This window comes from Streptomyces sp. NPDC001493 (assembly GCF_053597235.1).
On sequence record NZ_JBSFHV010000001.1, the window covers coordinates 288,246 to 310,967 of the forward strand.

Annotated in this window: 13 protein-coding genes, 1 pseudogene and 1 CRISPR repeat array; of the genes and pseudogenes, 7 read left to right on the forward strand and 7 right to left on the reverse strand. The window is 67.5% G+C overall.

What is annotated here, in order from left to right; all coding sequences use genetic code 11:
* Positions 1–376 precede the first annotated feature (376 nt).
* Positions 377–1,924, forward strand: a complete 1,548-nt coding sequence (locus ACWCWD_RS01165) for a GH39 family glycosyl hydrolase (RefSeq protein ID WP_450769229.1) — start codon at positions 377–379, stop codon at positions 1,922–1,924.
* Positions 1,925–2,230: 306 nt separating this feature from the next.
* Positions 2,231–2,950 (forward strand): class I SAM-dependent methyltransferase, encoded by a 720-nt coding sequence (locus tag ACWCWD_RS01170; protein ID WP_450769231.1) that lies wholly within the window; start codon positions 2,231–2,233, stop codon positions 2,948–2,950.
* Between the two features lie 175 nt (positions 2,951–3,125).
* Here the strand turns inward: ACWCWD_RS01170 and ACWCWD_RS01175 are convergent, their stop codons facing one another.
* Together ACWCWD_RS01175 and ACWCWD_RS01180 are read right to left on the reverse strand one after the other, a co-directional pair.
* Positions 3,126–3,860, reverse strand: coding sequence for a hypothetical protein (locus tag ACWCWD_RS01175; RefSeq protein WP_450769233.1), 735 nt, complete (start codon positions 3,858–3,860; stop codon positions 3,126–3,128).
* Positions 3,857–4,435: a SigE family RNA polymerase sigma factor gene (locus ACWCWD_RS01180; protein ID WP_450769235.1), complete on the reverse strand. Its 579-nt coding sequence runs from the start codon at positions 4,433–4,435 to the stop codon at positions 3,857–3,859. Before ACWCWD_RS01180 ends, ACWCWD_RS01175 begins: the two co-directional genes overlap by 4 nt.
* Positions 4,436–4,729: 294 nt before the next feature.
* On the opposite strand from ACWCWD_RS01180, the gene ACWCWD_RS01185 reads away from it, so the two are divergent.
* Complete coding sequence (locus tag ACWCWD_RS01185) at positions 4,730–5,155, forward strand: hypothetical protein (RefSeq protein ID WP_450769237.1); 426 nt, start codon at positions 4,730–4,732, stop codon at positions 5,153–5,155.
* Between the two features lie 298 nt (positions 5,156–5,453).
* Here ACWCWD_RS01185 and drmB read toward each other — a convergent pair whose 3' ends face one another.
* From drmB to ACWCWD_RS01205, 4 genes are read right to left on the reverse strand one after another with little or no spacing between them, the layout of a single operon-like run.
* On the reverse strand, positions 5,454–7,268 hold the full coding sequence (drmB, locus tag ACWCWD_RS01190) for a DrmB family protein (RefSeq protein ID WP_450769238.1): 1,815 nt from the start codon (positions 7,266–7,268) through the stop codon (positions 5,454–5,456).
* A complete protein-coding gene (locus ACWCWD_RS01195; RefSeq protein ID WP_450769239.1) occupies positions 7,249–10,422 on the reverse strand; it encodes a helicase-related protein in 3,174 nt (1,057 codons plus the stop codon). Before ACWCWD_RS01195 ends, drmB begins: the two co-directional genes overlap by 20 nt.
* On the reverse strand, positions 10,419–11,936 hold the full coding sequence (locus ACWCWD_RS01200) for an NERD domain-containing protein (protein WP_450769240.1): 1,518 nt from the start codon (positions 11,934–11,936) through the stop codon (positions 10,419–10,421). The genes ACWCWD_RS01195 and ACWCWD_RS01200 overlap by 4 nt, the downstream gene beginning before the upstream one ends.
* Positions 11,933–16,657 carry a sacsin N-terminal ATP-binding-like domain-containing protein gene (locus ACWCWD_RS01205; RefSeq protein ID WP_450769242.1) on the reverse strand — a complete coding sequence of 1,575 codons (4,725 nt, stop codon included), beginning with the start codon at positions 16,655–16,657 and terminating at the stop codon, positions 11,933–11,935. The genes ACWCWD_RS01200 and ACWCWD_RS01205 overlap by 4 nt, the downstream gene beginning before the upstream one ends.
* A gap of 541 nt (positions 16,658–17,198) precedes the next feature.
* Here ACWCWD_RS01205 and ACWCWD_RS01210 point away from each other — a divergent pair.
* From ACWCWD_RS01210 to ACWCWD_RS01225, 4 genes and pseudogenes are all read left to right on the forward strand, one after another.
* Positions 17,199–17,387, forward strand: coding sequence for a hypothetical protein (locus ACWCWD_RS01210; RefSeq protein ID WP_450769243.1), 189 nt, complete (start codon positions 17,199–17,201; stop codon positions 17,385–17,387).
* 1,190 nt (positions 17,388–18,577) lie between these two features.
* A pseudogene (locus ACWCWD_RS01215) lies at positions 18,578–19,690 on the forward strand (tyrosine-type recombinase/integrase).
* Positions 19,691–20,412: 722 nt separating this feature from the next.
* A CRISPR array of direct repeats spans positions 20,413–20,685; the repeat unit is 29 nt; unit sequence GTGCTCTCCGTGCGAGCGGAGGTGAACCG.
* A gap of 58 nt (positions 20,686–20,743) precedes the next feature.
* Positions 20,744–21,256, forward strand: coding sequence for an HD domain-containing protein (locus ACWCWD_RS01220; protein ID WP_450769244.1), 513 nt, complete (start codon positions 20,744–20,746; stop codon positions 21,254–21,256).
* Positions 21,257–21,666: 410 nt separating this feature from the next.
* The gene (locus ACWCWD_RS01225; protein WP_450769245.1) at positions 21,667–21,954 is read left to right on the forward strand and encodes a hypothetical protein; all 288 of its coding nucleotides are present in this window, start codon (positions 21,667–21,669) and stop codon (positions 21,952–21,954) included.
* 206 nt (positions 21,955–22,160) lie between these two features.
* Here the strand turns inward: ACWCWD_RS01225 and ACWCWD_RS01230 are convergent, their stop codons facing one another.
* Positions 22,161–22,319 carry a hypothetical protein gene (locus ACWCWD_RS01230; protein WP_450769247.1) on the reverse strand — a complete coding sequence of 53 codons (159 nt, stop codon included), beginning with the start codon at positions 22,317–22,319 and terminating at the stop codon, positions 22,161–22,163.
* Positions 22,320–22,722 lie beyond the last annotated feature (403 nt).

Consider the following 22,722-nt stretch of genomic DNA (forward strand, 5'->3'; position numbering starts at 1 on the left):
GTGGGGTCCAACTGCCGATTAATTTGCGCAAACTCATGGGGCGTCCGCCAGGCAGGAGCAAGGTGTACCGTCTGAAATGAACATGAGGCAACTGATAGTTTTCGCAAGATGCGCGATCGTTATCGATCGTGGCAGCCGTCGTGCGCGAGCGTGAGCGGGTGCCGTGACGATCAGGAACGCGCTCGGCCGCGGTCATCCGGGCATCGCGTGCCGGAAGGACGCGGAAGGACGCGGGAGGGCGCAGGGGGCCGGCAAGCAGAGGGCTCGACGTGGTGACACCGTTTTCGCCATCTCTCCACGGTGCGCAGCACATTGAGCGAGGACCGGTCGTGCCGCCCGCCCGTCCCGCACCACACCACGGGAAAGGAACCCCACCATGCGGATCGTCGTCCCCCGGCAGCCGACAGGCCGGCTCTCCGATGCCTGGCGTCAGTGCGTCGGCACGGGCCGACTCGACCTCGCGCTGCGGCGCGACTACCAGGAGTCGCTCGACCTCGTTCAGCGGGAGATAGGTTTCCGGTACATCCGGGGGCACGGGCTGCTCAGCGACGGCATGGGCGTCCACCGCCCCTACGACTACGCCGGCGAGCGGCGCGTGCGTCACGTCTTCACATACGTCGACCAAGTGGTGGACGCCTACCTGGAGATGGGCATCGCGCCCTTCCTGGAACTCGGCTTCATGCCTTCCGGGCTCGCCTCCGGCGAGGACACCGTGTTCTGGTGGAAGGGCAACGTCACTCCTCCTCGCGACGAGAAGGAGTGGATGGACCTCGTCCGCGCCGTCATCGGGCACCTGGTCGACCGCTACGGCGTCGAGCAGGTGCGTCAGTGGCCGATCGAGGTGTGGAACGAGCCCAACCTGGTGCCGTTCTGGGCCTCGGACCAGGACGCCTACCACCGCCTCTACGAGGTGACCTCGCTGGCCGTCAAGGAGGTCGACGCCGAACTCCAGGTAGGCGGACCCTCACTGGCGCCGGGTTACGAAGACGGCTGGATCCAGCGTTTCGCCGATTTCGTCGACTCCCGCGACCTGCCGATCGACTTCGTGAGCCGGCACGCCTACTCGTCCGGCCCCGTCCAGTCCGTGCCGTTCGGCGCCCACCAGACGCTCATGCCCGCGTCGGCGCTGCTGGAGCAGTTCGGCGCCCCGCGACGGCAGTTGGCGGGCACTGGTCTCGCTGACCTGCCCCTGCACATCACCGAGTTCAACTCCTCGTACCGGCCGGACAATCCGATCCACGACACCGCGTTCCACGCGGCGTACCTGGCGCCGGTGCTGGTGAACGGAGGTGACTGCGCGGACTCCTTCTCGTACTGGACCTTCAGCGACGTGTTCGAGGAGGTGGGCATCCCCACCGCACCGTTCCACGGTGGATTCGGGCTGCTGACGCACCGACAGATCGAGAAGCCCACCTACCACCTGTACGCGTTCATGGCCGAGATGGGCGAGCAGGTCCTCGCCCGGGGCGAGGACCACCTGGTGACGCGACACGGCGACGGGCGCGTCACGGTGCTGGCCTGGGCGCCGGCCGACCCGGCCGGCGGCGATCCCGTGAACGGCCACACCATCCGGCTGTCCCTGCCCGTCGGCGCCCCGGACACGCCGAACTCCGCCTTCGTCCGGCGCCGCTCCGTGAGCGAGGACGCGGGTAACTCCTGGGCGGCCTGGTGCGAGATGGGGCGGCCGCTCGCGCCCGGCAACCGGCAACTCGACGCCCTGCGCGAGGCCGCCGAACCGGCCCGCTCACACGGGAGCGTGCCCGTCGCCGCAGGGCGCGCCGACGTGGACCTCGTCCTGAGCCGCCACGAAGTGACGCTGGTGGAGCTCACCCCCGTCGTCGACGAGACGCCGGAGTGGTGGAGCGGGGACCGGCTGTTCGGCCTCGGCGGCGAGGACACCGGGGTCGCCGTGAACGGGTCGTGAACCCCGCGCCGCCGGCCCGCACGGTCGTGGGCCGGCGGCATGCCCGGACTGCGAGGCTCGGTCAAGGCGGCTGCCCGGTGGCCGGGCATGCCAGGCTGTAGGCGGTGGGCGCCCCTCAACACCGGCGCCCGGGACGGAACACCCTTCCAGGGCGGCCCGGAGGCTGGTGGGGCGTCCGCCGGGGGCCGTCGAAGCCGACGGCCCCCGCATGCTGATCCGTCCGCATGCCGCACCGCCCGAACGCTGATTCGCCCGCCCGCCGATCCGTCCGCACACCGATTCACCCGCACAGCGCGAGGAGATTCCATGACCGTATCCGACCGTTACCGCACCGCGTGGGAAGGCTTCTGGGAGCAGAGCTCCGGCGAGCAGGGCGAACCATTCTGGGACGCGGATCCGGCCTTGACGGCGCTGCGCGACCTCGAACACCTCACCCCGTACGCCGACCCGACCCTGCCGGTCGCCGACCTCGGGTGCGGCAACGGCACCCAGACCCGCTTCCTCGCCACCCGCTTCACCCTCGCCGTCGGCGTCGACCTCTCCGCCGCCGCCATCGCCCACGCCCGCCGGACCGATCCGGGCGGAGCCGCGACGTACGAGCAACTCAACCTCGCCGACCCGGTGCAAACCGGCACGCTCCACGAGCGCCTCGGCGACACCAACGTCTACATGCGGGCCGTCCTGCACCAGAGCGACCCCGAGGACCGCCCCGCGGTAGCCGCCGCCATCGCCCGGCTGGTCGGCGCGCACGGCAGGGCCCTGATCCTGGAGCCGACAGGTCGGGCCAAGGCCGTCATCGCCGCAGTCGCCGCTCAGCCCGGCGGCCCTTCCGCCAAACTGCGCCGGGTCATCGAACACGACCTGCGCCCGGGCGAAGTCGCCGAGGGTGAAGTCGCCGCCCTGCTGCGGGCAGCGGGGCTCACCATCCTCGGCGAAGGCACCACCGCCCTCACCATGAGTGAGACCCGCCCCACCGGCTCCCCGGTCGAACTCCCCGCCCGCTGGTTCGTCGCCGGCCGCCCCTGACCCGGATTCCCTACGGCGGACCCCCTGGCGCGAGAACGGTGTTCCGTGGCACGGGGTCCACCTGGGCCCTTCGCTTGGATCATGCCGGGCTCGCGTGCCCGGGTGCCGCACCTCGCGGCGTTGTCGTCGGTCGCCGACGCTCCGCGTCGACTCCCTCCTCCGCCTTGCGGTCAGGTCAGTCCGCCGCCGTGCACCGGGGCTGTCCGGCGGTCGGTTTCGGGGCCGGGGCCTCGATCGCGAAGAACCGCCTGTCGGTTCCGGCGGCCGTCCGCAGCTGAGGTGCGGCCTTGCGCCCGTCGTCCCAGGTGCACGTGACGGCGTGGACTCCGGGAGCGGTCCGCCCGAAGACGAACCAGCCGGAACCGGTCGGGGCGAGCTTGCCCCAGCTGGTCTCGACCCTGCGGTCCCCGGCTCCGGTCAGCGCTCCGTCATCCACGAACGAGCTCCGCTCTCCGACTTTCAGGTTGGCGAAGAACCAGCCCGTGTGCACGAGTTGAGGACCCCCTGCACCGCCCGCACGCCGTGGGTCCGGGTATTCGGCCTCCTCCATCGCATCCCACACGCGACCCGCCTCTTCGGCGTCGGCGGCCCGCTTCCACACGTCGACGCTCAGGGTCCAGGGCTTCCCGTCGAGCCGCCCACTCGCGATGACCTCCGTGCTGGGCCGGGGCACCGCGTCCGGTTCCGCGGCGACCGACATCGCCCCGGAGCCCACGCGTGCGGAGACCGACGTCAGAATCCCGGCCGTGCACACCACGGCGAGCGCGACGACGACCGCCCCGGATGCCCGGCGCCTGCTCCTGCGCCGCCTGCCGCCCACGACGATCGCTTCGACGGGTGCGTGCCCGATCCGGACGCCTTGCGCGGCGTCGGCGAGCAGCTTGGAGATATCGGTGCCTGTATCCGTCATGACATCCGCCCTTCGTGCACCAGGTGAGTTGTGTCCGTGCTGGTGTGGGTCGGCCCGATGGCCGACCGGAGCCGGGTGATCCCTCTGGCCGCGTTGCTCTTCACGGTGCCCACCGAGCACCCCATCGCGGCGGCGGTCTGCGTTTCGCTCAGGTCCTCCCAGTACCGCAGCACGACGGCTTCCCTTTGTCGCAGCGGCAGTTGAGCCAGTGCGGCGATCAGGTCGGATCGCTCGACGGCCTGTGCCATGTCGTCGCCGCGATCCGGCAGACCGTGTCCGAGCCCGGGGTCGTCACCTCGTGACAGGAACTCCTTGAGTCCCCTGCGGTACTTGCGCGCATGTGTGTTGACCATGATGCGTCGCACGTAGGCGTCCGGATCCCGGGCCTGCGACACCTTGCGCCACGCGACGAATGTTCGCTCCAGACAGCCCTGCACGAGGTCTTCCGCCGCGTACTGCTCTCCTGTCAGCAGATACGCGGTCCGCATCAGCCGGGACCACCGCCCCACGACGAACGCCTGGAAATCCTCGGAACGCTCACCGGCGTCTGCTGCTGCTCCTACCGTGTCTCTCATGGCTCACCTCCTCGCACCATAGAGTCCGCGGGCACCGGAAACCGTTGCCCGAGGCTCTCGCGCTCTCGCGGAAGGCGAGACAGATCGACGTGCCCCGACAGCTCGCGGATCCGCGACCACCACCAGACCCCCCAGCTCACCGGCGACGCTGTCGCCGCCGAGCTCCGCCGACGAGCGGGCCGACCGCCGAAGTCCGGCAGACCCAGGGCGCTCGCCGACTCTGTTCACCACGATGGATCGCCGCACCCTGCCGGGCGCGTCGGAAGAGGCGCGACGGAAAGCGAGAATCACACGATGGGCGTCGTTCTGTTCTGCCTGGTCCTGCCGGCGGCCCTCTGCGCATTGTTCGGAGCCGTCGCCGTCCACGTCCTCCGCGGCCACCGCACCGCCCGACGGCTCATCGCCTCGGGCGTCCGCACCGTGGGTGTGTGCGAAGGTCTCTCCTGGCACGACGACGAGGTGTCGGTGCGGTTCTCCTACACACTGCCCGACGGAACCACGCGCGAGGCGGACTCCTACGCCACGAATTTCACGAGCGTCGCCCCGCGCGACAGCGTCACCGTCGTCTACGACCCCGAGGCCCCCGGCGTTGTCGAGTTGGAGGACCACCTGGAATCCGCTCGGTCCGGGCGCTTCCGCGCGCTGGTCGTCGTGACTCCGGCACTCCTCTTCTTCGTCGTCTGGCTCGTACTCGGTATCGGGGTCGTCGCCTTCTCCTGACCCGCGGGGGAGAGGCCCTGCAGCACCAACCGCATCACCGCGATCGTCCAGGCCGTTCTTGTCCTTCACCAAGCGTCAGCGTGAGGTTGGAAAGGGCTCAGTGAACGTTACGCCCGCATTCGTCCGCAGGTGACGACGTTCTGAAGTGTCACGAATCCCCTTCCCTGCTTGGGACGCCCCGACTATCGCTGTGTGGCACGCCGACGGCTGCGCAGGAACAATCATCCCGCTGCTGTTCATCGGGTCATGGATTTGGTTGAGCCGGCAGTGAGGTGGGCGACCGTATGGCGACGCCAATTCAAGAGTCGTCACCCACGCCCCGCCGGACCTCAGCCAGAACGCCGTCCAGCAGTCCCCTCACATCGCTTCCGCCCAGTACCAGTTGGCGATCCAGCAGCCGATTCCCGGTCTCGCAGGAGGTCTCGCTCACCAGCGAGCAACCGTGGCAGGCTGAGAGGTTCAGCTGGGATGATCCCTGTCGGTCGCTTTCGATGCACACGGGGTCGTTGGAACAGAAATCCGCGTCGTCCAGAGCTGATACCAGCAGGGGGATCAGCTTGTCGGGTTCCCCGAGCCTGACGAGTCCCCCCAAGGTCCCCTGCGCATCCCCTCCCGCGGTGTAGATCAGGATCCCGGCGGTCCTGTCCGTACGATCGGAGTTCGCGTAGATCCGCTCCTGCAGCGCGGCGGACGCGTAGCCGCTCGCGAACGCCAACCGACGGATGAGTAGGTGCGCCAGCGTGTGTAGGGCGACGTACCTGGGCTCCGGCACGTCGAGTCGGTCGGCCCATGACGAGTCGGTCCTCCGCTTCTTGAGGATGCCGGCGCGCGCCTGCACCTCCGGCTGTGCCTCCCACGCGGCCAGCCTCTCCTCGTCGAAGCGCAGGAAGATACCTTCTCCGAACAGCTCGATCGCGGGGTAGGTGGGCCGGCGCCACTGGTCGGGACCAAGATCCGCGTTGATCATGGCAGCGTCCGCATCGTGACGTCGGAATCCGCGGAGGGCACGGACCTCGCGGACTCGACGTACCTGCCCGATGCCGCTGATCCCGTCAAGGAGATGTCGCGGTCCCGCGATGCCTTCGAGGCTGCGCGCGTCGACGACGAAGTCGCTGCCCGTGAGGTCGCGCCCGCCCCCGAGCTTCTTCAAGAACGCCGCCCACTCCCCGTCCTTGAGGTCGAGCAGCATCTCGTCGGCACCGACCTCCTCTCCCGCTGCCACGGCGAGTACGGTCTCCGGGGTCACTCCGAGCTCGGCCGCGATCCACCCCGCCACCATCTCCGCCTGCGGTCCACCGTTGTCCGTGACGACCTTCTCGAAGAAGACGTGACTGCGGATCCTGTCCGTCGCCTCGACGGCCTGCGGACGTTCCTCGGGAATGTCGAGAGCTGAGATCCTCACAGCGATGTAGTTTCCCGTGGCACCCCGCTGGACGGCGGTCAGCGGGTGCGGGCAAGGTTCCTTGACCGCTCCCTCCGGTTCCCAGGGCTGTCGGCCCGCGCAACGGATGCCGTCTCGCTGCAGGGCGCCCTTCGAGACGAGTTCCGCCAGGCTGCGGGAGTTGCCGCAGCCATGGCACTTGACCACCAGCGAGGTGAGGCCTTCACCGCGGTTCGCCAGCTTCCTGAACCTGAGCGACTTGTAGTCATGGCAGAAGCGGATCGCTTCGTCGAGGCCTGCCGCCCGGCCGCGGTGCACCCACTGGACCCAGTTGACGTCCTGGACGTGGCTGCCCTTCTCGCAGACGGCGACGTAGCGCATCGGCACCAGCAGGCCACCGCAGTCGCACGTGTTGCTCCACTTGCCCAGCTTCTTGCCCGTCAGCTTGGAGAGCTTGTCGCAGCGCTCGCAGAACCGCCAGGCGGGGAACCGCCAGTAGGGGAGTGTCGGGGTGTTCTTGCCCGCACGGTTCGTATGCGTCGGTGGTTGCTTGAGGATGCCGGCTCCGAGCCGGGCCATCAGCCGCTCGCAGCTGATCTCCCGGGCGGACCGTTTGTCCCACCAAGAGGTGTCCGGGGCCATGAGGGACTCGCCCCGGACGTCGACGATCGATCCGACACCGAAGGGCGAGATCGTCTCGGACAGCCGCAGGTCATGCTTGATCTTCTCCACGGTGCACCTCCTCCTGTGGTTCCTGTACTTCGACCGCGACGTTGGGCTCGACGGACCTCATCGAGTTCCCGACGGACCACCCCTCACCGGGCTGACCGAACGCCTTCAACAGCCCCTGCTGTTCCTTCGTCGGGCGCTCGTAGTACAAGGGCTCCTTGGCCTCGCGCGCGTGTGAAGCCCTGCGGTCCCAGTCCCGGAGGTGGCTCCAGACGGCGTCGCTCGTCTCCTCCCATTCGAGTGCGTCGGCGCGCGTCACGTACCCGAGGAACTGCTCGACGAGTCGTTCGACCGCCTCGCGGAGCCTGTCGTCCTGCAGGTCGAACCGGCCCGCGCAGTCGTTTCCGGCGAGCGGGGTGAACGACTGCCTCAGCAACACGACGAGCGCACCGGCGAGAGAACGCTCGCGTGAAGCCAACGACCACGGCGTTACGCTCGTGGGCTCCACGCTGCGGTAGAGCGCCTCGTGGTAGCCGCGGAAAGTTTCGAAATGGGACCGGTCGCGGGCCCGGCTCGACCGGAAGAGGGTCACGACGATCCCTCGGGTCTCTCCGCGACCGACGCGACTGGTTGCCTGGATGTACTCGGCGGTGGTCTTCGGCTGGCCCACCATGAGCATCAGGGCGAGCCTCGGGATGTCGATACCGACGGACAGCATGTTCGAGGAAAGGACCACGTCGACGGCGTCCGAGGACTCGTCGGCCTTGATACGGAGAGCGCGGAGGTCCCTCGGCAGTTCCTCGGCTCCGCGACGGCTCGTCAGCTCCAGCACCTTGCCCGCCCTGACAGGACGCAAGGGGAAACCAAGGCGCTCGGCGCGGGGCTCGAGACGACCGTTGACGTCGTCGACGACCAGCGTCCCCGTCCGGCCCAGCTCACGGAGGCTGTTGTGATACATGACAAGCGTCCAATACGCGTCCCGGTCCGCGGCGAACGGGGCGCGGGTGGCGAGGGCCTCCGGCATCTCCACCAATGGGGTGACGGCGGAGATGACGGCCGACGGCTGAGAGACCGACTGCGGCATCAGACCGACGTAGAGACGTCCTTCCCCGCTCTCCACCGGCCGGGAGAAGAAGGTGCGGTCGTCGTCGAGACCTGACGGCGGATACAGGGCGACCTCCCGACCGTAGAGCCCCCGTACCTGCTCCTCGGAGGCACGAATGGTGGCCGTCGACGCGATGATCTTGGGGGCGGTGCCCGATCGGGTGATCAGCAGCTGGATAACGGCGTCGAAGACGGCGACGGTGGTGCCGAGCGGCCCCGAGAGCAGGTGCAGCTCGTCCTGGATGACCATCGACGGCTGCTTGAAGGTGGTCCCGAGTCCGAGGAGCTTTCCCGCTTCGGGCACGAACTGCAGTCGCGCGAACTTGTCCACGGTCGCCAGGAGGATCGTGGGTGGCTCGTCGAACAGCACCTCGTCGATGACCGTGAGCGGAAGTTCGTCACCGAAGGCACAGGACGCATCGACGCAGTGAATGACGACATCTGGACCCACTCGGCGCATGCCGTAGTCCTGCGGCTTGTTGCTCTTGCCGGGTGGCACCAGTGGAGTCATGCACCAAGGGCAGCTCTCGACCTGGAATTCATTGGCGTCTTCGGGACGTGCCGCCTTCAACAGGCGGTCGAGCGAGTCCTGAGCGTCCTTGCGGGTGCCGGGGGTGACCTCGTTGCCCACCCAGAGCCCGATCGAGAACGGCACCATCCCCTTGGCACGGCCGTCGGCCGCCCGTAGCAGTTCCATCGCGCACACCAAGGACGCGGCACGCTGGAACTGCTGAGCGGTCAGCAGCCGTAGAGTGTAGCGGGTGAGCACGGCGGTGCCTCCCCCGGCCACTCCATGGGCGAGCCGCCGATGAAAGATCTCGATCGCGGCCAAACCGAGGTACGCCTCGGTCTTGCCACCACCGGTCGGGAACCAGATGAGGTCGACATGGTCCCTGTGCGGGTGTGTAGGGTCGACGGTGGAGGCCAACGAGACGAGAAGGAAGCCAAGCTGGAACGGGCGCCATCGCGGCTCCTCCTCCTCCGACTTTCCGCTGTTGATCGACGCCTGCCGGATCTGCAGACGCATGGCGGCCATGGCGAGCGAGAAAGCCGTTCGCAGGTCCCCCTGTTCGGCAGCCCGCAGGAGGTTCACACCCTCCCTCATCCTGTCGACCGCGTCCTGCGAACGCTTGGCGATCCGGATGGCCACCATCGTGTCTTCGGGGAAGGCCTCCGCTCGCTCCATCTGCTCGACGGCCCAGCCGGAGAAGGCGTCGACGAAGGCATCCAACGACCGCACCACCACATGGGGATCGGTGTCGATCCGCTGGAGGTGCCCCAGCTCCAGGGCCTCAGCCTCGGCCGTCCCATCGTCGAAGCCCGTCGTCTCGACGCCAGGGACGACGAAGGCAGGCACGGGATCGAGGAAGACCCTGGTACAACGACCCGCCTCGAACTCCCAGTCCGCCGCCATGCCGTGCCCGACCGCGTAGACCTTCCTATCGCGGTAGCGCAGGCGCAGCTCGGTGGTCTCGGTGTCGCTCTCGAACGGGCGCGTCATGTCGTACTCGAGGATCTGAGCGCCTGCGGAGGGAGCGACGGCGAGCCGGACCTGGAACAGGATCCGGGCGACGTCGAGCCGTTCCTCTCCTGTGCTCTCGGTCAGGACGCGGACGTGGACAGTGACCAAGTGGTCACCCCGCAAGTCGCGCCAGCGCGATCCGACCTCCACGGGAACCTGTCCCATGGCCAGCCGTGCGGGCCCTTCTCCCTTGTGGAGAACGAGCTCGTCCACGCTGAACGGACTGCGACGCCATCTCGGTGGGCCGTCTCCTTCGACGGGCGCGTACGTGCCGCCGGAGAACTCGACGCGCACGGAGTCGCCGTCGGTCACGAAGGACACGGCGACAGAGGACGGTCGCCAGTCCTCCGCCAGGGGCACACCGGCGCCGTCCTCCTCGACGTCACCCTCGGCGACATCGGCGGGAAGCTCTTCGCCCGTACCCCCTCCGTCCGGTGCCGCGTCCGCTACGGCCTCGCTCGGGAACAGCATGCCGACGGCGTACTGCCGGTGGGGGAGATTCGCCGTGACCTCCTCGTTACCCTCTTCGGGGCCCACGTAGGACGCTCGCAGGTGCTTCAGCGCCTCCTGCTGGGCTGCGGTGAGCCTCACTTCCCGACCTGCTTCCGCACCAGATCCTGGAGGCGGCCCTTGTCCTCCTCCGAGGCGACCACATGGAGTGTGACCCGCGCCCTGGTCACGGCCACGTAGAACGCCGCCGTTGCCCGGTCGTCGTACTCCTCGGGGAGGTCGCACACGATGACGTGCTCCGCTTCCAGCCCCTTGGCGAATCGGGGGCTCGTCACCAGGAATCCGCCCTTGTTCCTTCGGGGCTCGGCATCCGAGGACACGCTGATGATCCAGATGTCCTCGCGGCGCGCCCCGTTCGCCACGAGGTCTCGGGCTACGCTCTCGGCTGCCGCTACGTTGGCCGCGCCGTCGGACCACCGCCACTGCACACGGTCACCGTGGACGATGCCGGGATCGCCGATGTCGGCGCCCAAGTACTCTTGCACCACGTGGACGATCGCCCGCGTGTTGCGCACGTTCCGGTCGAGGTCGTACTGCAGGGCCTCTTCCCGAATCAGTTCGCAGACGTCGGGATCGAACTCGCCGTCCACGCGTGCCTGATTGTTGGGGTCGAGGAACATTCGCCACCGGCCGCCCGAGCGGCCTCCGCGGATCACGCCGTCCAACGCGTCCATGCCGGCGGCGTTCATGAGGTCCTGTGCCTCGTCGACGAAGACGGCGTCGTACTGCTTGCCACCGGCCAGTTCGGCGAACGGCAGGAGGTCGATGTTTCGTTCCGCGATGCGGGGCCTGAAGAAGTCGACCAGGGAGGGGGAATGAAAGGTGATGAGGACCGATTTCCCCTCGCCCGTCTCCTGTTTCGCCGCCTCCGCCAGCACCAGGGACTTACCGGTCCCCGCACCACCGAAGACCAGCATCCTCTGGTTGCGCGACAGCGCGGCCAGCACGCGGGCCTGTCCCTCGGTGGCCCGGTTCTGCTCCTCGATGACGGCGCCACGCTGCGCGTCGATGACGGGCATCCTCGTGAACTCCCCGAAGAGGCGTGCCCGTAGGCTCTCCGCCCGCGCGACCCTGACCCCGCGAGGGGCGGACCTGGCCTCCGCCGCAACGCCCTTGAATGCCTCCGTCAGACCGGCGACGCTCATGCGGTCCTTGGCCCACCAGTGATTGCCCTTCCACTCGACGGCAGGCGGAGGGGCGTCGATGTCGGGCGTGACAGCGACGGCCTCGGTCGCGAACCAGCCGACCCGTTCCTCCTGGAGGATGTCCCGCAGGGCGTACATCGCCGATTGGGCCTGGTCCATCGGGGACTCGCGCAGCTTCTTCCAGTCACCGTGACGGTCGACGCTGTACCAGACGCCGTCGTGCTTCCTGACGCCTCCGCCCTTGACCTCGATGAGAATCACGACGCCGTCCCACAGGACGACGAAGTCCGCCTCGCCTTGCTGTTTGACGGCATGGCTTCGCAGCTTGACGGAGTGGAAGGCGACCGCGTTCGACGGGCCGTCGACCGCCTGGAGCAAGCGCGCCACCCGACGCTCGGCGTTGCTGGTGGTGGTTGCCTCGATGTCGGAGAGGTCCGGAATCAGGATCACGCTTCACGCTCCAGCCAGAGGTCTTCGTACGCGCGGTAGCCGAGGAAGTCGTTGACCGCCCCGAAGTTGTCGGCGACATCCACGATCAGGCACTCGTCCTTGCCGCCGTTCGCCGATCCGCGCAGTCCGCGGCCGGCCATCTGGATGTACGCGCTGGGACTGAAGGTCGGTCGCGCGATGTAGAGGGCCTTGACCCCGGGCGCGTCGAAGCCCTGGACCAAGAGATCGCAGTTGGCCAGGACCCGGACCTCGCCCTTCTTGAACCTCTCGATGACCTCACGGCGTGCCTGCCGTCCGGTCTGCCCGCTGACCGCCTCGGCCTCGACGTCTCGACAGCGAAGGGTCGCGGCAAGAACCTGGGCGGACAGGACGCTCGGAGTGAACACGAGGATGGGCCACGAGGGGTCCTGGCTCAGAATGTGCTCCACGAGCGCCTTCATCCGTGCCTGGTCCCGGCCGATGCGGTCGAGTACCTGGGGCTCCAACTTGCCCTTCGACTGCACGTGCGCAAGCTCTTCCGGCTTCAGGGTGATGTTCATGCCCGGTAGGACGTCGTGTCGGACCCGGGCGAGGACGCCGAGCCTCGACAGCTCCTCGTAGGTGATGCTCTGGGAGGGAATCTTGCGGCGACCGAAGCGGGCCACCAGCTCCTTCGTCTGCTCGCTGTCATCGATCCTGCCCTTGAAGGGGGTCGCGGTGAGGCCCACGAGCGGACGCTCCCAGCTGCGGCCGTCGACACCCAGCCACTTCAGGATCTGCGTGTACCGCTTCGAACCACCGGCACGGTGGGCCTCGTCGATGAAGACGGCCGACGCCCGGCTCAGCCAGTCGTAGGCATCGGGGGCCTTGACGACCGCCTCGAGCTTGGCGTCGGTGGCCACGATCACGCTGCACTCGGTGTCCGGCTCATGGACGACGTTGTTCTCCCAGAGCCGGCCGATCGTCAACGGCCGTTCGTCGCCGAGCCCGCGCCACACCGTGGTAAACGTCTGCACCGCCTGCTCGCACAACTCGACCGACTGGGCGATCCAGAGCACCGTTCCGCTCATGCGGCCCTCGACGAACAGCTGCAGTACGGTCTCACTGGCCACGCGGGTCTTCCCCGCTCCCGTCGGGAGCTCGACCAGGCCCTTCAGCGAGTTGCCGTTCGCTTCCCGGAGCGTCAGGACATCCCGCAACTGGCGACTGATGCTCTTCTGGAAGGGGTGCAGGGGGTTGAGCTTGACGGCACCGGGGACGACGAACTCGTCGTCCTTTGGCTGGTTCCGCCGTCGGGCGTACTCCGCGCCGAATCCCATTTTGCGGAGCCAGGCGATCGTCGGGGCTCCACCCGCCCAGGTGGTGGGAACGTCCGAGTAGCCCTCCTGGCGGAACTGGTCCGCCAGGAGCTTGATCGAGTCACTGCCGTAGACGGTCAGGAAGAGCTCTGCCACGGACGTCGTCCGGTCCACCAGGCCCTGCTCCTCCAGTGCCTGCCAGAGTCCCTTCGGAAGGTTCTCCCTCAATGTGTCGTCGCCGAAGAACACCTCCAGACGCTCTGGGTCGTTGGAGGAGGCACGCGCGGTCTGCCGCTGTTCCTCCAGGCGTTGGTCGAGGCCTGCCTGGAGGACGTTGCCCAGTTCGGCGTTCGACAGCCTCAGGTCGAAAGCCTCGTTGAGGATCTCGAGGACACGCCGCTCGTCGTGGTCCGCGCGGACCACGAGCGTCGGTCCGTCCATGTGCCATTCGAGGGAGTTGTCCTCGACCCCGTCCTCGGTGGTCACTCGCTTCGCGATGTGGACGGCCTTCGCCACGGTGGTGTTGAGCACGCTGTCCGCGACGAACATCGAACGGAGTCCGGTGTAGAGGTCGTTGACCAGCTCCCCCTCCTGTCGGCCCTCGACCTCCACGGAGAAGGAGAAGCTGTCCTCGAAACATCGGCATCCGACGGCGTCGACGAGTGGGCCCGCCTGAGCCTGGTCCGCCCTGAGGTATGCCATGTGCTTCGAACTGAGGTACGCGAATTCCTCGTCCGTTGTCGCCAGATACACCGTGTCGGGGCTCTTTGCCTCGATGCCGCGCCCCACCCGGGCCGGCACGAGCTTCGGATGTCCGTCCGGGAACGCGATCCTGCCAGCAGCGAGGACGAACGCCGTCAGCGTGGAGTCCTTGACCTGCGACGGGATCAACCCGGCCGCACCGAGTGCTTCGCGCAGCACCTCGGCCGGAACCTCGTCCAGCTCCTTCGGTAGATCCAGTGCGTCCTCGACGGCGCGCGGTCCGCGGAAGAGGGGAAGCAGCGCCTCGAACTCGACGAGCGACGCGGACACGACCCGCTGGGGAGGCAGATGACCACGAGTCGACTTCAGCAGCCCTGCGCGATCCACCGCCCACCGCACCGGGGAGATGACGTGGCGGGGCTGTCTGGTGTCGAGGTCCTCGCAAGTCCAGGCGGTTCCCTCGTCGAACCCGAGCAGTTGGGTCGTCCATGCCTCACGGACGTGGGCGGGGGCACCGGCCTCCTCCAGCATGAGGAGCACGGAGAACGGGCCTGGGCTTTCGTTCCTGTCGAAGTCGATGCGCTCGACGGGACGTTCTCCGGGCCCGAGCCTCCGATTGAGCTCGTCCGTCACGTACTGGCGATACGCGTCGAAGTGGATCTCGTCCTCGATCGAGTACTTGGACCGCGGAGCGTGGACGACCCCTGCCTCGTGCGCGACCTGAGCAGTGCATCGGGCCCGGTCCAACAGTCGATCGGGAAGGCCGTCGCCGAGCCCGTCGATGTCCAGCACGTGCAGGGGCAGGGCCCAGCCGCCGTCCCGCGTCGGTACCTTGATGCGACCCGTGGTGTCCGCCGACACGAGCTTCCGGGCAAGGGGGACGGGCACGTCGTCCACCGCGTTCCAGAACTTCGACAGTTCCTCGTCGTTCGAAGCCCGCGACAGTTTGGCCAGCCTGGCCCGGAGGATCGCGAGAGGATCCAGGTCCCGGAACCCCGCCTTCTCGCGGAGATTCCTCTCAATGCCCGGGATGGCCAGGAAACCCGGGTGGACGAAGGCGGCCCCTTCGATGTCGACGTCGTCCACACGCTTGAGGAAGACCTCGCTGTGGTCCTCGACGGACCGCATCCCGCTGGTCGTCGGGATCACCTTCGCGGCCCTGATGTCCTGGACCTTGGGGTTCTGCAGGACGAAGGAGAGCGCCCTTGCGGCGGAGTTCAGGTCGGGGCCGTCGGCCCATTCGCGCAGCCACGAGAGCACACCCCGCTTGGGGAGTCTCTCCAGCGCCTTCGACTCGTCCCGGGGACGCCCGTCGGAGAAGGAGGAGAGGCTGTGGACGTGGAGCTGCCGCAGGCGGGCCATACGCTGGTTGTTGGCGTAGCAACGCCAGTGGGGAACGTCGTCGTCGGTGTGCGGCGACTTGATCCATTCCTCGTGCTCGTGCTCGGACACGACGCTGACGGTGAAGTCGAGCGGGCGGAGGTCCTGTGGCAGGTGCATGGTGCCGGTCGCGTCCGGGACCAGAGCCCTCCGGGATCCGATCAGCGGGACGTGGGCACAGAGGATCTCGTCACCGTACGAGTTGGTTTCACGACCACGCGCCGGCATGTATTCCAGGTGTGAGGCGGGGTCGTCGGCGGACGAGACCCTCGGCAGCATGTCGACGAACATCTCGGACAGGGCCACGAGCATGTCGCGGTTGTAGACGTTGTCGAGGAGCGTCGTGCGGTCGTCGTTGACGCTCCAAGGAGCGTTGAACAGGGCGGACGCGGACGTTTTGTCCTGAAGTGGGAAGTACGACCAGAACTCGCCCTTCTTGAGCTGGGCGAAGCGCGCCGGTAGGGCGACCGTGACCTTCACCCGGTCACGGGACACCGCCTCACCGACCTCGGCCCTCGCCTCGGCGCTGGGTGAATGCATCCGGTTCACGACGTGCCAGTCCTCGGCGTCGCCCGCCGGACGCTCGATCCGGAACCTGCCGTCGCCCAGGTCGCGCGACACGTGGCTCGTCACGAAGCGTTGCTCCGCCCCGATCACCCGGAGTCGAACCTCGCGCACCGCGTTGACGAAGAGGAGGAACTCGGAGCGGAATTGCTCGATCTCCGCCTTGAGGTGCTCCGGCTTCGACACCTGCGGCAGCTTGACGACCGTCGTTGCCCACTCGGCGAGTTCGGCCAGAACCGGATCCTCGGCGAACTCCGCGGCGGCATTGACACGCGTCGCGGTCCTGAGGATCGGGAACCTCTGGGAGGTCGACCCGACCGATGCGATTGCGGCCTTCGCCTCGGCGGAATTGAACCCGAAGGAGATCGACCGGCTGAAGACCTGGGGGGCCTGGGTGACGGCGAGCACCGACTTGAACCCGAGACCGAAGCGCCCGATCTCGTCGCCCCTCTTGCCGCTCAGATGGGCGTGGGCGATGGCGGTGAGACCGCTCTCCGAGAACGGACGGCCGGCGTTGGCGCAGTACAAGGTCCGCCGGTCGAGGTCGAGGACGATCTCGACGCGCCCTGCCCCTTCTTCGCGGCCGTCTGCATCCGACATCGCGTCGGCCGCGTTCTGCACCAACTCCAGAAGCGTGCGGTTGGAATAGCCGCCGACCCGGATGGACTCCTCGTGGTTGGCGTGCTCCGTTATCAGGTTCGGATTCGCGCGATACGCATCGATCGCCCGACCGAAGAGGGTGTCGATCTCACGGACCAACCCCGCGTCTGGGTTCCACTCCGAATTGCCTGTCGTCACGACGGCACCCCCTCGGCTGCCGACACGGCAACGCACCCCTGCCCGACCTGCACTTACGTGGCTCCTGAATGTCGATCACCTGGTTCTTCGACGATACGTCACACATATCATCGACCTACCAGGGACTGTAGCCCGAGCCGCCGACATGATTGGCTCCTTGTAGCAGTTCGGGACCTCAAGGGGCAGACATGAACCGGGCGATGACCAATCGACCGGACCGGGTGCCAACCTGGTGCCGACGGGCTGATGGGATTTGCTCAGCGCAACCAAAATACGTTACACCACTCCGGGGGACGGCATCGTCGGCCCATGGCCTTGCGTTCACGGCCGCCATCTACACTTGCGTTTCCTCCGACTTGCGCACCGCTCCCTGTGGCGAGTCCTCTCCCTCGAAGCGTTCATCGGCCGGCGCATGGTGGCGTAACCCAAGGTCGGGGATGGCGCTGCCGGCGCGTAGCAGTCTGCTTGTGAGAGGCGGATGCCAGTGGTGGCGCCTGGGATCCGTGCACCCGTTCTGGTGAGTAGGAGCGGAGCGACGTACATGGCAGCCTGGCGGCCCTGGGGCCTCGAGCCTTCCGCGATCGATTCACGCGAGCCGGACTGCTTCGACCACCCCTCGGTGGCTCGGGAGTTGTCCGTCATTCTGCGTGGTTCGCACCAGTTCTTCGCGATCGGTCTGTTCGGCCTGTTCGGCAGCGGAAAGTCGTCCGACTGCTCGATGCGGAGCTGAGGGGCAACATGGACTGGGCGGTCGTGTACCTCAGATAGAGAGGCGCAGCGTTACCACCCGGGCACGCTGTCTGCTGCACGGGCTGCTGGACGACCTGAAGCGAAAGGGTCTGACCGAGGGCCTCCGGGCCTGGCGGGTCGAGCTGACCGAAGAGCAGCGGCTGCGGCGCGACGTCCCGGGACTCGCTCCGGCCGTCGGGGCGGATGCCCCGTCGTCCTCCCTGCCCGACGGGCGCCGGGCGGCCCGAGTGTCGGCGCCGTACCCTCCGGCCGAGGTATCCGTACAGGTATGGCAGCAAGTCGTGCGTCGAGTCCGGGAGGACGCTGGAGATGCCTGCCGGCTTGTCATCGACGAGCTGCTGTCCCTCGCCGGGAGGTCGGGATCAATTCGATCAAGGTGGGTGCCCAGTTGCAGAAGACGTTCGGGGATACGCGGTACCGGGAAGTGCTGGCCGCCTGAAGGTCCGAGCCTTCGTGGCGAGCCTCGGAACCGCATGGCGCCCACGAAGGACAGGCAGTTTGCGATCCTGCCCGAGGCGGAGGTCGAGGGCAGTGGGAAAGCTGCGGATGAACTGCGACGGGACGGCCCGGTGGAGTCGGGCCGGATCCCGCCTGTGGTGACAATTCAGGACTGTGTTCGCCAGAGAGTATGGCCAAGGTCAAAGGAGGACTTGCTCACCTGTTCGTGGAAGTAGCGGGGCACGGCGGCCAGTGCAAACTTGGGCGAAGCCAGCGGGCGATTTCCGCGATCGCCGGGGCGGTGGTGTGCTTCGTGCCCTCGGCGCGGCAGGCAGGGGGAGCCCGGCCACGCCGCCCCTATGGGTTGGTCTGCCGGTGTGTCAGAAAAGTTAGCAATTGGTCAGCGTGAGTCCTGAGAGGTCAAGGGAAAGCTGACCGAACATGCGATTGATTGTAATCTGCGGAGACCGCCCTTGACCTGCAAAAAGCAGGCAGGGGGCAGACAAATCGGGAGTTCCTCCATGCTTCGCACAATGTTCAAGTCCAAGATCTAGCTATTTGGCGTTGCCGCAGGTCAGGGGCATTATGTGCCCCCCTCAGGTCAGCAAATGGTCAGCATGCGTCCCGGACGCGTCGCCGCTTGCTGACCTTCGACCCGCAGCGCGGCGCCTGAGCAAGGATCTTGGGCTGGAACGGATGGTGCGACACATGGCCCGACAGCTCGCCCGCGGCATGGGGTCCTTCTCGAAGCTCTGCGGATGCGTCAAGCCCACCCGCTGCCCTCACCCCTACTCGATCCGCTTCCGGGACGCCCTCGGCAGGCAGCGTGAGGAGTCCGGTTACGCCACGCAGGACGATGCGATCGAACGCCTCACGCAGGTGTATGCGGAGAAGAAGACCACGGCACCGTCCGTAGCGGCGGCCCGCCGGGAACTGGGCCAGCAGACGGTCGAGGAATACGCCAAGCAGTGGCGGCCTCGGCAGCGCAAGATGACGGACCACTCGACCGGCGAGCACGTGGACAGCTCGATCAACGTGCACATCGTCCCCCGTCTCGGATCACGAAAGCTGAACTCGGTCACACCGATCGTGGTTGAGCGGTTCCTGGATGAGATGGAGACCGACGGGGTCGGTCGAGGAAACCAGGTGAACATTTTCCGCGCCCTCAAGGCCATTCTTCGAGACGCCTACGGGAAGGGGGCGATGGCGGACGATCCGGTGAAGGGGGTCCAGGAACCGGAGTACGTTCGGGAGAGGGTTGCGATACCGTCTCCCGCTTATCTGCAACGAGCACTGGTCGTCGCCGACGAGGCGCTCGCGCTGGAGATCGTCATGATGGCGGGGTGCGGCCTTCGAAATGGTGAGGCGCGGGCGGTGAACGTCAACAACGTCGTCGCATAGGACGTCTACCGGGTACGCGAGCAGATACATTCCAACACGCACAAGCCGGCGAAGCTGAAGCACCGGAAGGCGGGGGAGCTCCGGGAGGTGCCGCTGCCCCGGTCGGTCCGGGAGACGATCGAGCGCTACGCGGAGCAGCACGGCACTACGAAAGACGGCTACCTGCTGCGCGGCCCCAGCGGCTACTTCACGGAGCCGATGGAGCGACGCCGGGTGAAGCGGCTCTTCAAGAATCTTCCGGCGGAGGAAGATGTGGGGATGTACGGCTTCCGGCACTACTTCGCTTCGAACGCTCTCGGGCACGGGATCCCCATCACCGACGTAGCGGAATGGATGGGCCACAAGTCCATCGAGGAGACGTACCGGACCTACCGGCACCTGATGCCGGGGAGTATCACCAAGGCCGCCCGACTCATGGATGCCGGGCTCTGGGAAGCCGCCTGAGGCACACCGGAGACCCCGCTCCTCCTGCCTGCCTTCGTGGTGGCCTTCACGACCATGGTCGTGAAGGCCACCTGGTGAGCCACCGTGCGCTGGAGTCTTTCCCACGTCTCTGGGTAACCGGGCGAAGAATGTCACTACGAGGTATCACGCAGAGTAATGATGGATCGTCGACGTTAGCGCAGTTCAACGGGTGTGGTAGCGGCTGGATCGGCCCGGTCGGCCGCACTCCTGGCACGGTTCACCTCCGCTCGCGCGGAGAGGACTACGCATCGGTCCTGTGCAAGGTGACGATGGACGGCTCACCTCCGCTCGCGCGGAGAGGACATCGACACCCCGGGCGGCCGGGACAGCGGGATCGGCTCACCTCCGCTCGCGCGGAGAGGACCAGATCCGGCGCGGTGAGGTGACCATGAAGCTCGGCTCACCTCCGCTCGCGCGGAGAGGACACGCGCGCCCAGTTCTGCGGGTCACCCATCCACGGCTCACCTCCGCTCGCGCGGAGAGGACCCACGCCAGACCGGTGGCGCCTTTCGGCCAGGCGGCTCACCTCCGCTCCCGCGGAGAGGACCCGTGATCCGCGCCGAGGCAACGATCGAGACGCGGCTCACCTCCGCTCCCGCGGAGAGGACCGGGTGTGGTCGTTCGCGGGGATGGCCGGTCCGGCTCACCTCCGCTCCCGCGGAGAGGACAAGGGACGAACCCGCCAGGGCAACGCCGCAACCGTGCTCTCCGTGCGAGCGGAGGTGAACCGCAGTTGTCACCCTAGGTGAGCGTGTTAACTGAGTGCTCTCCGTGCGAGCGGAGGTGAACCGTCAGGACGGCAGCAAGTCAGCTTCCACGTAACGTGCTCTCCGTGCGAGCGGAGGTGAACCGATGTTGAACGGGTCCAGCAGGTCCTCCGGCCCGTGCTCTCCGTGCGAGCGGAGGTGAACCGCAGTTCATCAGCTTCGGATCTGGCAGCACCCAGTGCTCTCCGTGCGAGCGGAGGCGAACCGCTCCCCGGCCGGCCAGCAGCAGGGCCGTGGTCGAGCCGGGCGATCAGGAGGACCCCTTGTGACTGCTCCCGTCTGGACCGCTGTCGCAGCCAACGCACTCGCCACCGAGGTGCACGTCGGCCAGGTCGACAAGATCGGCGTCCCCTACATCGAGCACGTGCGCGCGGTCGCCGCCGGCCTCGCACCGGTCATTGACGAGCTGGTGATGGCCGGGCTGCTGCACGACGTCATCGAGGACACCGACTGGACTGCCGAGCGGCTTCGTGACACCGGCGTCCCGGACTGCGTGGTCACCCTTGTGGAGGCGGTCACGAACGAACGGGGCGTCCCCTATGAGGAGAAGGTGGCCCGCATCACCGGGCACGGGCGCGAAGCGGTCCTCCTCAAGGTCGCGGACAACGCGCACAACAGCCACCCCGACCGGGCCGCGCAACTTCCGGAGGAGAAGCGGACCCGGCTCGCCGCGAAGTACAGGTCCGCCCGCGACATCCTGTGGGCCGCCGCCGACGACCGCGACATTGAGGCCATCGTGACGATCGTCAGCCCTTCGCTCCTCGGTGAACTCCGTTAGCGGCAGGCGGCCATGACACCCGCCCACCCCGATTTCCCGTAGCTTCCCGTGTTCTCCCCGTACTACCTCAGCACGCGCGTCACACTGGTGACGTGGGGTTCGCTACGCCGTCCTCGGCGAAACACGACTGAGTGCGAGACAGCACTCGGCGAACTGTGCGCAGTCGTTGGCGCCCGGGTCGTGCAGGAGCCGGCTCAACTCGGCGGACCCCGGTGGATCGCGCGGGCCGTACCCGACACGAGAGCCCCGGCCGAGAACAGCCGGCTCGCGGCCCGCACCGTCCCGTCTACCGGTCAGGCCAGATCGACGTAGGAGATTCCGTGCCGACCGCGTCCTCAACCTGCCGCATACCTCTCCCCCACAGGCCAGTTCGTCCATACGGTGATGTTCAGCCACAAGGGGGGGAATTGGTGACAGCCATGGACCGGCTGAAAGTCCTGTTCGAGGAGATCGGCAACTACCAGCGAGCCATCGACGGGGGCAGGCCGTTCGTCGAGGTCAAAGATGACCTGTATAACCGCCTTTTGGAGGCGAGCATCCTCCTGCCGCCTGGCAACGGCCACATCTGGGACGACTTCCGGATGTGGGTGATGCAGGAGTGGGCAGCCGCCTACCAGCGCGGCGGTGACGCCGAGGCCGGGCCGTGGCTGAATTTCCTGAAGGAGACCGGCGAGATTCTGGAGAAGTCCCCGGAGTAGTCGCCACCGACAACGAATCTGGAGGGCTCATGGTCAAGCCGAGCGAGCTGAAGTGCAAGACCTGCGGGGCACGCCACAGCGGGACTTGGAGCCGGGACTACTGCCCGGACTGCGCGAAGAAGCGGGGGCAGACAGAACCCGAGTAGACCTGCAGGAAACACAGAGGCCCCGGACCAGACGGTCCGGGGCTCATCGTGCACTGACGGTCAAGTCGCGGCCAACTGCCGGAGGATGACCTGCGCAGCGTCCTCCCACTCCCCCTCAGTGATCGGTCGGGCCGCCTCCCCGGTCGGCTGGGTGTCGACCGCGTACACGGGAGTGAGGAGCGGGGTGTTGTCGTCGAAGGTGTCGAGGTGCAGCCACACGACTCCCTGCGGGTCGTAGGTGGCGTTGGTGGGCAGGTAGTGGTCGCGGAGGTCGAACTCTTCGCCGGTGTCCGGGTGAGTCCACGTGGCTGCTTTCGTGGCCGCGTCGGCGCAGCGCTCGCGCTGATTCCCGAAGGACAGGTGTTGGCCGCAGAAGTAGCAGCTGCAGCTGTGTTCGTCGCCGCCGGGGTGCTCTCCGTGCGAGCGGAGGCCGGGGTGCTCTCCGTGCGAGCGGAGATGAGCCGGATGAGGTCACCAACAAGCGTACGCGGATACGACGCATACCGGATCCCGGGCCGCGTGCCCGGGATCCGGAGCACCTCCGCTCGCGCGGAGAAGACAGAAGGAAGGGCGTCGCAACCCTCTGCCTGCATCGGTTCACCTCCGCTCTGGCGGAGATCTG

Excerpts from the sequence above, each read along its gene's own strand:
- ACWCWD_RS01170 (WP_450769231.1), top strand. The coding sequence starts at position 2,231 with ATGACCGTATCCGACCGTTACCGCACCGCGTGGGAAGGCTTCTGGGAG.
- ACWCWD_RS01180 (WP_450769235.1), bottom strand. The coding sequence starts at position 4,435 with ATGAGAGACACGGTAGGAGCAGCAGCAGACGCCGGTGAGCGTTCCGAG.
- ACWCWD_RS01210 (WP_450769243.1), top strand. The coding sequence starts at position 17,199 with ATGGCAGCCTGGCGGCCCTGGGGCCTCGAGCCTTCCGCGATCGATTCA.
- ACWCWD_RS01185 (WP_450769237.1), top strand. The coding sequence starts at position 4,730 with ATGGGCGTCGTTCTGTTCTGCCTGGTCCTGCCGGCGGCCCTCTGCGCA.
- ACWCWD_RS01165 (WP_450769229.1), top strand. The coding sequence starts at position 377 with ATGCGGATCGTCGTCCCCCGGCAGCCGACAGGCCGGCTCTCCGATGCC.
- ACWCWD_RS01175 (WP_450769233.1), bottom strand. The coding sequence starts at position 3,860 with ATGACGGATACAGGCACCGATATCTCCAAGCTGCTCGCCGACGCCGCG.